We start from the raw sequence: 12,229 nt of genomic DNA, 5'->3' as shown, positions 1-12,229 counted from the left end.
CGGGCAGTGCGATAGGCAAGCCATGCCCCCCGCCGACCCCAGCCCGACCGGCTACAGCCAACCGGCACACAGAGACAGAATCGCGCCGCGCGCCATGAACCAAGTCCAATTATCCCGCACCTCCGGTTTGCTGGCGATTGCTTTGGTGGGGTTCGCCGCGCCGTTCGCCCACGGGGCCGTCTGGGCGCAGGACAGCGCAACCGCGCAGGCCGCTTCCGAAGCGCCCGCCGAGAGCCCTGCCGAACTCCGCGAAATCGAATTCGAGGCGAACAATCTCGAGTACGATTCGCAAAGCGATGTCGTCACCGCCAGCGGCGATGTGCTGCTGCGCAGCGAAGACCAGTCGGTCCGCGCACAGGAAGTCCGATGGAATCGCGGCACCGGCCTGATTACCGCATCGGGCCAGGTGCGATTCGTCGATCAGGAAGGCAACCAGCTCTACACCGAGCGGCTGGAGCTTACCGACAAGTTCGAAACCGGCGCGATGGAGGATTTGCTGCTGGCCCTGCGCGAAGGCGGACGCCTGGCCGCGAACAGCGGCAGCCGGGGCGAAGACGGCACCATCATCCTCAATCAGGCGGCTTACAGCGCCTGCGCGGTCGAGAATTCGCGCGGCTGCCCGAAAGACCCCAGCTGGCGGGTCACCGCCGACCGGGTCACCTACGATCCGCAAAGTCGGCGGATCAGGTTCCGCGGTGCCTATCTCGAATTGTTCGGCGCACGGCTGCTGCCGCTGCCGGGCCTCGCGCTGCGCACCGACAGCGGGGCGGCATCGGGCTTCATGGTGCCCGATTTACGAATCAGCCAGTCCAACGGGGTAGAGGTCACCGGCAGCTACTACTGGAGCATGGCGGAAAACCGCGATCTGACACTGGTTGGCACGGTATTCAGCGAAGCGCCGCCGATGCTGTCGGGCACCTTCCGCCACCTGGTAGACAAGGGTGCCTACCAGATAACCGGCTATCTGACCGAGAGCCGCCGGATTTCCAGCTTCACCGGCGATCCCACCTCCGAGCGCGGCCTGCGCGGCTATCTGGCAGCCAACGGGAAATTCCAGTTCACCCCGGAATGGAGCGTCAGCGGGTCCATCCGTCTCGCCACCGACAGGACATTCCTGCGGCGCTACGACATCAGCAATGACGACCGGCTGCGTTCCACGGTCAACATCGAACGGATCGACGAGCGGAGCTATTTCTCCTTCGCCGGCTGGGCCACCCAAACCATGCGGCTAGGGCAGGATCAGGGCCAGGTTCCGCTGGTCCTTCCGGTGGTCGATTACCGCCGCCGGCTGGACGATCCGGTGCTCGGCGGCAACATCGAACTGCAGCTGAATTCGCTCAACCTGTTTCGCAAGGACGGACAGGATACCCAGCGCGCATTCGCCAGCGCGCAGTGGCAATTGCGCGGCGTGACCGGACTGGGACAGATCGTTTCGCTGACCGCACTGGGGCGCGGCGATGTCTATCACAGCAGCGACAACGCATTGACCGAGACCGTGACCTATCGCGGACTGCCCGGATGGCAGGGCCGCGCCATCGGTTTGGGCGCGGTCGATGTCAAATGGCCGTTCGTGGGCGAATTCCTGGGGGGAACGCAGGTATTCACCCCGCGCGTGCAGCTGGTGGCCACCCCGCCGATCCGCAATCTGGCAGTGCCCAACGAGGACAGCCGCGCGATCGACCTGGAAGATTCCAACCTCTTCGCGCTCAACCGCTTTCCAGGGTATGACCGGGTCGAGGACGGCGTCCGCGTGACCTACGGCTTCGACTGGGAATTGCAGCGCCCCGGCTGGCGACTCAAGACGACGCTGGGGCAATCCTACCGGTTCAAGGAAGCCTCCGATATCCTTGTGGACGGAACCGGGCTGAGCGAGCGGGTATCCGATTTCGTCGGCCGGACCGAGGTCCGTTTCCGCGATTTCGTCAAGCTGACTCACCGTTACCGGTTGGACAAGGACAATTTGAGCCTGCGCCGCAACGAATTCGACGCGACGGTCGGTTCGCGGCAAACCTATGTCGAAGTGGGCTATCTCAAGCTCAACCGCAATATCGACGAGCTGGTCGAGGATTTGCAGGACCGCGAAGAATTGCGCGCCGCCGCGCGGGTACGCTTCGCCGATTACTGGTCGGTGTTCGGCTCTGGCGTGTTCAACCTGACCGACCGGAGGGAAGACCCGACCTTAAACGCCGACGGTTTCGAACCGGTCCGCACCCGGCTCGGCGTTGCCTATGAAGACGATTGCCTGGAACTTGGCGTAACCTGGCGGCGCGACTATGTGACCTCAGGAGATGCCGAGCGCGGGGATACCTTCCAGCTCTTTTTCAGCCTCCGCCATCTCGGCTTTCGCTAGGCAGCCAGCGGCTTGGATTGTGTCGCAGACTTAGCCACAAGGGGGCAATTGGCAGCGGACCGCAAACCCGCTATTCAGGCCGCCACTCAGCTACGGTTAAGCCGCATGACGGCAAAACCCGGGCCACTTCATTGTGCGGGAACACCCGCGCCACATATCGGAATTACAGTGTGAGCCAGAATACGATGTCCAAATTTCTTGCCGGAATCGCCAGCTTCGGTCTGGTCGTGTCCCCGGTTGCTGCGCAGGCGCAGGCAAGTGCGCCCACGCCCAACACACTCAATATACCCGAAAATGCGACGCTGCTGGGCAAGAGCGATCCCAATATCCGGCGCGCTACCGCGATCGTCAACGGCGCGGTTATCACCGGCACCGACATCGACCACCGCACGGCTTTGCTGGTCGCAGCCTCCGAGGGCGAGATACCCGATGCGGAACTGCAGCGGGTGCGCGAACAGGTACTGCGCAACCTGATCGACGAAACGCTGAAAATCCAGGAAGCTGCGGCGCAGGAAATCGTCGTGGAACGCGAAGAGATCAACCGCCGCTACGCCCAGGTTGCGGCGCAGAATTTCGGCTCCGACACCGCCAAGATGGACGCCTATCTGGCGAGCATCGGCTCCTCTGCCGCGTCGTTGAAACGGCAGATCGAAGGTGAAATGGCCTGGGAACGGCTGCAACGCCGGGAAATCGCGCCGTTCATCAACGTATCGGAGGAAGAAGTCCGGGAATTACTCGACCGGATGGAGGCATCGCGCGGGACCGACGAATACCGGATCGGGGAAATCTACCTCGAAGCCACGCCCGAAACCCGTGACGCGGTGCTCGAAAACGCCCGCCGGATCGTCCAGCAATTGCAGCAGGGCGGCAGCTTCGTGGCCTATGCGCGCCAGTTTTCCGACGCCTCGACGGCGGTGGTAGGCGGCGATCTCGGCTTTGTCCGACTGGAAACCCTGCCTGCCGAAATGCAGACCGTCGCGCGCGGAATGCAGGTCGGCCAGTTGGTTGGTCCCTTCGAAATTCCGGGTGGTTTCGAAATCATGTATCTGATCGACAAGCGCCAGATCCTGATGGCCGATCCGCGCGATTCGGTGCTCAGCCTGAAGCAGATTTCGATCACTTTCGAACCCGGTGTCAGCGATGCTGTCGCAGCGGGCCGGATCGACGAATTCGGCAAGGTCGTGCAGTCCATGCGCGGCTGCGGCGATGTCGAACGCGCCGCGGCCACGCTCAACGCGACGGTTGTCGCGAACGACGCCGTCAAGGTTCGCGACTTGCCGGACCCCTTGCAGCCGAGCCTGCTGGAATTGCAGGTCGGCCAATCGACCCCGCCCTTCGGCTCGGTTGAAGATGGCGTGAGCGTGTTGATGCTGTGCGGCCGCGATGATGCAAAGTCTGACAACGCCCCCGACTTCGACGAAATGTTGGGCCAGATGGAAGGCGAGCGCATTGCCAAGCGGGCCCAGCGTTATCTGCGCGACCTGCGCAACGACGCCTATATCGAATATAATTGAGGCCGCGAACCTGCCGGCTGCCCCGACCCAGTCTGTCCTGGCAGTTTCGCTGGGTGATCCGGCGGGCGTCGGTCCGGAGCTGATTGCCGCTGCGTGGCGGCTGCGGGAAGCGGAGGAGCTGCCGCCGTTTTTCGTGGTCGGCGGGGCGGAAATCCTCGCCGCCGCCGCCGCCGTGGGCGGACATGACCTGCCAATCGTGCGGATTTCCGGTACCGACGGTGCGGAGGCAAGCTTTGCCGGCGCGCTGCCGGTGCTCGACCTGCCGGATGCCTTGAACCTCGCCTACACCCCCGGAAGCCCGAACCCCGAAGGCGCTGCGCTGGCGCTTGCCTCGCTCACGCTGGCGACCCGTATGGCGCTGTCCGGCGCGGCATCGGGCCTGGTCACCGGACCCGTCGCCAAGTCGCTGCTGGCAGAAGTAGGCTTCGCCTTTCCCGGTCAGACCGAATTTCTTGGCTCCGCCTGCGACCTGCCCGCAGACGATGCGGTGATGATGCTGGCCGGGCCGCAGCTGCGCACCGTACCGCTGACCGTGCACTGCGCGCTGGCCGATGTGCCCGGACTGCTGACGGCAGAGCTGATCTGCCGCCGCGCCCGGATCACGGCGGCGGCTCTGCAGCGCGATTTCTGGATCGCCAACCCGCGCCTCGCCGTGGCCGCCCTCAATCCTCATGCGGGCGAGGGCGGCAAGTTCGGCGACGAGGAAACGCGCATCATGGCGCCCGCCATCGCGGCCCTGCGCGCCGAGGGGCTGGACGTCACCGGACCCCACCCCGCCGACGCGCTGTTTGCCGCCCGCGCCCGCCCGACCTATGACGCAGCGCTGTGCATGTATCACGACCAGGCGCTGATCCCGCTCAAGACGCTCGATTTCGACGCCGGGGTGAATGTCACTCTCGGGCTGCCGATCATCCGCACCAGCCCCGATCATGGCACTGCCTTCGATATTGCGGGCAAGGGCGTGGCCGATCCCGGCGCCATGATCGCCGCGATCCGCATGGCGGGGGAGATGGCGGCGCGGCGACTGGCAACAACTGCGTAATCCCCGTATGGGCGGCGGGTGGATAGCCCTTGCCTCCCCCCCTTGCGCGAAGTCATTGCCCGGCACGGCCTCAGCGCGTCGAAGGCGCTGGGCCAGAATTTCCTGTTCGACGAACACTTGCTCGCCCGCATCGCCGCGATTCCCGGTGATTTGCAGGGCAAGGCAGTGCTGGAAGTCGGCCCCGGCCCTGGCGGCCTTACCCGTGCGCTGCTGCGCGCCGGTGCGCGGGTGACCGCCATCGAGATGGACAGCCGCTGCCTGCCCGCGCTGGCCGAGTTGGAGAACGCCTTCCCCGGCCAATTGCGCGTGATCCAGGGCGACGCGCTGAAGATGGACCATGGCGAGTTGATGGACGGCGAGCCCTTCGCGGTGCTCAGCAATCTGCCTTACAACATCGGTACCGCGCTGTTCGTGCGGTGGCTGGGCGGGGAAGGTTGGCCGCCGCAATGGACATCGCTGACGCTGATGTTCCAGCAGGAAGTTGCCCAGCGCATCGTCGCGGCGCCCGGCGGATCGGCCTTCGGGCGGCTCGCAGTCCTGGCGCAGTGGCGATCCGCCGCGAGACTGGCGATGAAAGTCCACCGCAGCGCCTTCACCCCGCCCCCCAAGGTAATGAGCGCCATTGTCCATATCAACCCTGCCGCCATGCCGGACGGGGTTTCGGCGCGAGTGCTGGAGAACATAACCGCCGCCGCGTTTGGTCAGCGCCGCAAGATGTTGCGCCAGAGCCTGAAGGGTGTGCCGGGCGCGCTGGAGGCTCTGGACGCGCTTGGCATCGAATCGACCCGCCGGGCGGAGACATTGAGTGTGGCGGAATTCATCGCAGTTGCGCGGCTACTGAGCTGAATCCGGTGCGGATTTCCGGAAAGAATTCGGGGTCCGTTCGTTCTACCCGGAAGGAGAACGATCATGACCAAGGACGGCAACCAACCCGAGAACAAGACCGACAAGAACCCCGCGCATCAGACCGAGGTCGATGAAGGTTCGGTCCAGCGGAGCGGCAATTTCCCCAAGGGGACCGACACGGCCCGAGGCAGCGAAGGCGACACCCGCCGCGCGAGCAAAGGCGCTCGCTGACCCGGATAGGGGCGCTCAGCCCGCCTTTTTCGCCTGGCGCCACTGGTGCAGCAGCGGCTCGGTATAGCCGCTGGGCTGGTCCGCGCCCTTGAACACGAGGTCGCATGCGGCCTTGAAGGCGATACCGTCCCAATTGCCCTCCATCGGTTCATAGGCCGGATCGCCCGCATTCTGCGCGTCGACCTTGGCGGCCATGCGCTTCAGCGAATCCATCACCTGTTCCTTGGTACAAACGCCGTGGAGCAGCCAGTTGGCCATGTGCTGCGAGGATATGCGCAGGGTCGCGCGGTCTTCCATCAGGCCGACATCGTGGATGTCCGGCACCTTTGAACAGCCGACGCCAGCGTCGATCCAGCGCACGACATAGCCGAGTAAGCCTTGCGCATTATTGTCCAGCTCCTCGTGCACTTCCGCCTCGCTCCAGTTGGTCCCTTCCGCCAGCGGGATGGTGAGCAACAGTTCGAGACCCGGAACGTCTCCCAGCCCCTTCTGCACTTCGAACACATCCTTCTGGTGGTAATGCAGCGCATGCAACGTTGCCGCGGTGGGTGACGGGACCCAGGCGGTGTTTGCCCCGGCGTCGAGATGGGCGATCTTTTCCTTCATCATCGCGCCCATCCGGTCGGGTGCGGCCCACATCCCCTTGCCGATCTGCGCGCGGCCCGACAGGCCGTGGCGCAGGCCGATCCCGACATTGCGCGCTTCGTATGCAGTCAGCCAGGTGCTGGTCTTCATCGCGCCCTTGCGGATCATCGGACCCGCCTGCATCGAGGTATGTATCTCGTCCCCCGTCCGGTCGAGAAAGCCGGTGTTGATGAACACGATCCGGTCCCGCACGGCATGGATGCACGCGCCCAGATTGGCGCTGGTACGGCGTTCCTCGTCCATTACCCCGACCTTGACCGTATGGCGCGGCAGGTGAAGCAAATCCTCAACCGCGTCGAACAGATCGTTGGTAAAGGCGCATTCTTCCGGCCCATGCATTTTCGGCTTCACGATGTAGATGCTGCCCGTGCGCGAATTGGAATAGCGCCCGAGACCCTTCACATCCTGCGCACCGATGGCGCTGGTGATCACCGCGTCCATGATGCCCTCGGGCACCTCACTGCCATCGGGCAGGCGGATCGCGGGATTGGTCATCAGATGGCCCACGTTCCGCACGAACAGCAGGCTGCGTCCGGGCAGAGTGTGTTCGTTGCCGTCGGAATCGGTGAAGCGCTTGTCGTCCGCCAGCTTGCGGGTCAGCACCTTCCCGCCCTTGTCGAAACTCTCTTCCAGATCGCCGCGATTGACGCCGAGCCAATTGCGATAGGCGAGCAATTTGTCATCCGCGTCCACCGCAGCGACCGAATCTTCAAGGTCGCAGATCGTCGTAAGCGCGGATTCGAGGATAATGTCGGAAATCCCCGCCGGGTCGGTCTTGCCGATGGCGCTGGTGGCATCGAAGATAACTTCGATGTGCAGACCGTTGTTGCGGAACAACAGGCCGCGATCCGTCTTGCCGACAAACTGGCTTTCATCCTGCAGCGTGCCGTCATGCTCGCCGGCAATATCGCTCCAGCTTTGGTCCACCAGCGGCAGCGCCATATTCAGGAATGCCCGGCCTGCCGCGATCACTGCCGCGCCGCGATCAGGATCGTAACTGGCGATCCTGGCTGGGGGCGCATTCTCCAGCGCATCTGTGCCGTAAAACGCATCATACAGACTGCCCCAGCGCGCATTGGCGGCGTTGAGCAGGAACCGCGCGTTGAGCACCGGCACCACCAGCTGCGGCCCGGCCATGGTGGCAATCTCGGGATCGACATTCTCGGTCGCGATGGTGAAATCCGCCGGAGCAGGCACGAGATAGCCGATTTCATGCAGGAACGCGCGGTAGGCCTCGGCATCATGCGGCTGGCCGCGGCGCTCGATGTGCCAGGCGTCGATCCTTGCCTGCAATTCGTCGCGCTTCGCCAGCAGCTGCCGATTACGCGGCGCGAATCCTGCCAGCAGATCGGCGAAACCTTGCCAGAAAGGGGCGGGCTCGTGGCCCAGCGGGCCGAGCACCTCCTGCTCGACAAAACCGGCCAGAGCGCCGTCAACCGTCAGGCCGGCACGCGTTTCGAAATTGGTCATGAATCCTACCCGTAGCGTTCAAGCAGCCGGAGGGCCGCATGGTGTGTGAAATCAGAATGGTTCCCGGGGAGGAGCCTGTACTATGGCCTGCGCACCGCCCGATTGCAACGGCTTAGGCGGATGTCGTCGGGCAATATTCCGCGCGCGGGCTTGGCCGCAGGCCTGGGCGCGGCTAGGGATGGTAGCAGATGACACGATTGGACCCGACCGGAACCGACATGATCGAGCAAATCGATCAGCCTGCGATGCTGGCGCAGGCGCAGACGTGGAGCGCGGTCAACACCGGCACCGCCAATCTTGCCGGGCTGGCAGTGCAGGCCGGACTGCTAGCCGATGCGTTTTCCGCCCTGCCCGGGGAAGTCAGCCTCACCGATCCCGCTCCCGTGACCGGGATCGATGCGGGCGGCGCGGAATTCGAGAAGCCCCACGGCCAGCATCTGGTGCTGCGGGTGAGGCCCGATGCGGTGCGGCGTCTGCTGCTGACCGGCCATATGGACACCGTATTTCCGGCGGATGACCCGTTCCAGGCGCAGACCTGGCTGGACGATACCACTCTGAATGGCCCTGGCCTCGCTGACATGAAAGGCGGCATCGCCGTCATGCTCCACGCCTTGCTGGCGCTGGAAAGCACCGATGCGGCTGCCGGGATCGGCTATGATGTGCTGATCAATGCGGACGAGGAAACCGGATCGCTGTCCTCCGCTGCGCTGATCGAGGAGCTGGCGCGGGGCAAATATGCCGCCCTGACCTATGAACCCAGCGCCCTGCCCGATGGGACGCTGGCCCATGCGCGCGGCGGCACGGGCAATTATTCGCTGATCGTGAAGGGCCAATCCGCCCACGCCGGGCGCAACCCGCAGGACGGGCGCAACGCCATCGTTGCGGCGGCGGCATTGGTGCTTGGCCTGAAGAGGCTGGAAACGCCCGACTGCCCGGTCAACCCGGCGAAAATCGAAGGCGGTGCGGCCAATAATGTGGTGCCGGACAATGCCGTGCTGCGCTTCAACATCCGCCCGAAAGAACCCGCTGCGGGCGAGAGGTTCGAGGCCGGATTGCAGGCGCTGATGCGCGAAATCCGTCAATCGCACGAGGTCTCCATCCACTTGCACGGCGGCGTCACCCGCCCGCCCAAGCCGGTGGACGGCCGCGCGCAGAAGCTGTTCGATCTGGTGCGGGATTGCGGCTCGGTGCTCGGGCAGGAAATCGGCTGGCAATCCACCGGCGGCGTATGCGACGGCAACAACATCGCTGCCTGCGGCGTGCCGGTGGTGGACACCATGGGGGTGCGCGGCGGCGCGATCCACAGTCCGCAGGAATTCATGATCGTGCCGTCGCTGAAAGAACGCGCGGCCTTGTCGGCGCTGGTGCTACACCGCCTCGCTTCGGGAGACGAACTGTGACCTTCCGCCTGCGCGCTGCGCGCCCTGACGATCTCGAGGCGCTGTATGAAATGGCCAAGTTGACCGGCGGCGGCTTCACCAATCTGCCGCCCGACCGCGCTGCGCTGGGCACCAAGCTGGAACGTGCCGCTGCCGCCTTTGCGCGGGAAGACAACGGGTTGGTGGATGAGCAATTCGTGCTGGTGCTGGAAAATTCCGCCACCGGCGATGTCCGCGGCACCTGCCAGATTTTCAGTCAGGTGGGCCGGCAATGGCCGTTCTATTCCTACCGGATGACCACACTTACCCAGCATTCGCAGGAGCTGGACCGGACCGTCCGCGCCGAAATGCTCAGCCTGACCACCGATCTGGAGGGATCGTCCGAAGTCGGCGGCCTGTTCCTTCACCCGGGCGAGCGCGCGGGCGGGCTAGGCCTGCTTTTGGCGCGCAGCCGCTATCTGTTCATCGCCATGCACCGTGCGCGGTTTGCCGACCGGGTAATTGCTGAGTTGCGCGGGATCATCGACGACCGCGGCGGATCGCCCTTCTGGGATGGAGTCGCGGGGCGGTTCTTCGGGATGAGTTTCCAGGAAGCGGATTACTTCAACGCGATCAACGGCAACCAGTTCATCGCCGATCTGATGCCCAAGCATCCGGTCTATATCGCCATGCTGCAGGAAAGCGCGCGCAGGGTGATCGGAATGCCCCATCCGACCGGCCGCGCGGCCATGCGGATGCTCGAAAACGAAGGCTTTTCCGCGGACGGCTATGTCGATATTTTCGACGGCGGCCCGACGATGATCGCGCGCACCGACACGGTGAAGAGCATCCGCGAAGCGAAGCCGGCGCAAGTGTCCGCAACCGGGTTGGACAAGGGCGAGCGGGCGCTGGTGGCGACCGGCACCCTGGCGAATTTCCGCGCCTGCTACGGCGCGCGCCAGTTTGCCGAAGACGGCACCGTGGCGATCGATTCCCGCGCGGCGGATGTGCTGGACGTGACCCCGGGCGACACGGTCTGGAGTGTGGCGCGGTGATCCGGGAAATCAATTTCGACGGTATCGTCGGTCCGTCACACAATTATGCGGGCCTCAGCCTGGGAAATCTCGCGGCTACCAGGCACGCGGGCGAAACCTCCTATCCCCGCGCGGCGGCGCTGCAGGGGCTGGAAAAGATGCGCGCCAACATGGCGCTCGGGCTGGCACAGGGGTTCTTCGTTCCGCTGCCGCGTCCCAACACCGATTGGCTCACCGCGATGGGGGCGAATGCGACCATCGATCCGCGCCTGACTGCCGCAGCCTGGTCCGCCAGTTCGATGTGGACCGCCAATGCCGCCACGGTCAGCCCCGCTACAGATGCGGCGGACGGGCGTTGCCATCTGACTCCTGCCAATCTGGTGACGATGCCGCACCGGGGCATGGAATGGCCCGACACGATGGCGCAGTTGAAGCTCGCTTTTGCGGATCCGGAGCATTTCACCATCCACGATCCTGTCCCGCCCAGTTTCGGCGACGAAGGCGCGGCCAATCACGGGCGGCTATGCGATGCGCATGGCGCGCCCGGTGTCGAGCTGTTTGTCTATGGCCGGCCCGGCGGCAAATTTCCCGCCCGCCAGCATGAACAGGCCAGCCGCGCGATTGCCCGGCTCCACCAGCTTGATCCCGAACGCACGGTGTTCATCGAACAGAACCCCGCTGCGATCGAAGCCGGCGCGTTTCACAACGACGTGGTTTCGGTGGCGAACGAGCGGGTACTGTTCACCCACGCACAGGCCTTTGCCGACCAGCAGGGCACCTATGACGCGATCCGCGCCAAGTTTCCCGCACTGGAAGTGGTCGAAGTTCCCGCCGATTCGGTAAGCCTGGCGGAGGCAATCAAGACCTATCTGTTCAACGCACAATTGCTGTCGCTGCCCGGCGAAGGAGGGGGCGGCGAAATGGCGCTCGTCGTCCCGCTGGAAAGCTGGGAGAGCGCGCCGGTCCGGACATGGCTGGAAGGGATGCTGGCCGGCAATGGCCCGATCCGCCGGGTGATCCCGGTCGATGTCCGCCAGAGCATGGCCAATGGCGGCGGGCCCGCCTGTCTGCGCCTGCGCGTGGTGGCCGATCCGCAGACCGTCGATCCGCGCTTCCTGCTGGACGATGCCAAGGCCGACCGCATGGCAGCGGTGATCGCCGCCCATTGGCCCGAAAGCATTGCACCGGCGCAAGTGGGCGATGCCGAACTGGCAAAACGTATCATTACGGCACGCTTCGAATTGCTGGATGCATTAGGCCTGCAGGAACTAGGTTAACGCGCTGGACTGATTGTCGAACTGCGTTACACTTGCCTGGTTGTTAACTTTCAAGAGCAGCGGATTTCCGCCACTGGCATGATGCTTGCGAAGTAACAGGTTAACGAAAGGACGACCATGTTGGGTAAGGTTAAGCGGCTGTTTGTCATCAAGACGAGCTGGGAAGCTTACCTGATCATTTATGCGCTGGGTCTGGGCGCTGTCGAACGTGGCAGCAACTATCTGGTCGCGTATCCGGGCTTCGGCGGCAAACTGCTGTTCCTCGCCTGCACCGGCGCGGTGTTTCTGGCGGGCGCGAAGATCCTCGATTGCCTGAAGCTGGAACGCGAAAAGCAGGCGATCGAAGGCGAGGCCTGACCGCCTGAGGTGCGCGGCAAGACATCGGCACCCGATCTATGATTGCAACTTCGGTCGATGGATTGCTTCGCTGCGCTCGCAATGACGATGTCGTGATGTGCCGCG

10 protein-coding genes are annotated in these 12,229 nt (G+C 64.4%); 9 read left to right on the top strand and 1 reads right to left on the bottom strand.

Annotated elements, in window-relative coordinates; all coding sequences use genetic code 11:
* The first annotated feature begins 22 nt into the window (after positions 1 to 22).
* From U0988_RS01980 to U0988_RS01960, 5 genes are all read left to right on the top strand, one after another.
* Positions 23 to 2,350 carry an LPS-assembly protein LptD gene (locus tag U0988_RS01980; RefSeq protein ID WP_322290974.1) on the top strand — a complete coding sequence of 776 codons (2,328 nt, stop codon included), beginning with the start codon at positions 23 to 25 and terminating at the stop codon, positions 2,348 to 2,350.
* Positions 2,351 to 2,535: 185 nt separating this feature from the next.
* Positions 2,536 to 3,864: a peptidylprolyl isomerase gene (locus U0988_RS01975; protein ID WP_416172352.1), complete on the top strand. Its 1,329-nt coding sequence runs from the start codon at positions 2,536 to 2,538 to the stop codon at positions 3,862 to 3,864.
* 10 nt (positions 3,865 to 3,874) lie between these two features.
* Positions 3,875 to 4,906 carry a 4-hydroxythreonine-4-phosphate dehydrogenase PdxA gene (gene pdxA / locus U0988_RS01970; protein WP_322291004.1) on the top strand — a complete coding sequence of 344 codons (1,032 nt, stop codon included), beginning with the start codon at positions 3,875 to 3,877 and terminating at the stop codon, positions 4,904 to 4,906.
* Between the two features lie 42 nt (positions 4,907 to 4,948).
* Positions 4,949 to 5,752 carry a 16S rRNA (adenine(1518)-N(6)/adenine(1519)-N(6))-dimethyltransferase RsmA gene (gene rsmA / locus U0988_RS01965; RefSeq protein WP_322290972.1) on the top strand — a complete coding sequence of 268 codons (804 nt, stop codon included), beginning with the start codon at positions 4,949 to 4,951 and terminating at the stop codon, positions 5,750 to 5,752.
* A gap of 63 nt (positions 5,753 to 5,815) precedes the next feature.
* Positions 5,816 to 5,983 (top strand): hypothetical protein, encoded by a 168-nt coding sequence (locus U0988_RS01960; protein ID WP_322290971.1) that lies wholly within the window; start codon positions 5,816 to 5,818, stop codon positions 5,981 to 5,983.
* Positions 5,984 to 5,998: 15 nt separating this feature from the next.
* Here the strand turns inward: U0988_RS01960 and U0988_RS01955 are convergent, their stop codons facing one another.
* Positions 5,999 to 8,098, bottom strand: coding sequence for a malate synthase G (locus U0988_RS01955; RefSeq protein WP_322290970.1), 2,100 nt, complete (start codon positions 8,096 to 8,098; stop codon positions 5,999 to 6,001).
* Positions 8,099 to 8,286: 188 nt separating this feature from the next.
* Here U0988_RS01955 and U0988_RS01950 point away from each other — a divergent pair, with 188 nt between their 5' ends.
* The 4 genes from U0988_RS01950 to U0988_RS01935 all read left to right on the top strand — a co-directional run bounded on the left by U0988_RS01950 (position 8,287) and on the right by U0988_RS01935 (position 12,124).
* Complete coding sequence (locus U0988_RS01950) at positions 8,287 to 9,498, top strand: hydrolase (RefSeq protein ID WP_322290969.1); 1,212 nt, start codon at positions 8,287 to 8,289, stop codon at positions 9,496 to 9,498.
* The gene (locus U0988_RS01945; RefSeq protein WP_322290968.1) at positions 9,495 to 10,511 is read left to right on the top strand and encodes an arginine N-succinyltransferase; all 1,017 of its coding nucleotides are present in this window, start codon (positions 9,495 to 9,497) and stop codon (positions 10,509 to 10,511) included. Before U0988_RS01950 ends, U0988_RS01945 begins: the two co-directional genes overlap by 4 nt.
* Entirely contained in the window at positions 10,508 to 11,767 is a 1,260-nt protein-coding gene (locus U0988_RS01940) for an N-succinylarginine dihydrolase (RefSeq protein WP_322290967.1), read from the top strand. Before U0988_RS01945 ends, U0988_RS01940 begins: the two co-directional genes overlap by 4 nt.
* 117 nt (positions 11,768 to 11,884) lie before the next feature.
* Positions 11,885 to 12,124 carry a hypothetical protein gene (locus U0988_RS01935; RefSeq protein ID WP_322290966.1) on the top strand — a complete coding sequence of 80 codons (240 nt, stop codon included), beginning with the start codon at positions 11,885 to 11,887 and terminating at the stop codon, positions 12,122 to 12,124.
* The last annotated feature ends 105 nt before the right edge of the window (positions 12,125 to 12,229 follow it).

The organism is Allopontixanthobacter sp. (assembly GCF_034376665.1).
GTDB lineage: Bacteria > Pseudomonadota > Alphaproteobacteria > Sphingomonadales > Sphingomonadaceae > Allopontixanthobacter.
The sequence above is the reverse complement of the archived record's forward strand: the minus strand, read 5'-3'. Positions and strand labels throughout refer to the sequence as shown.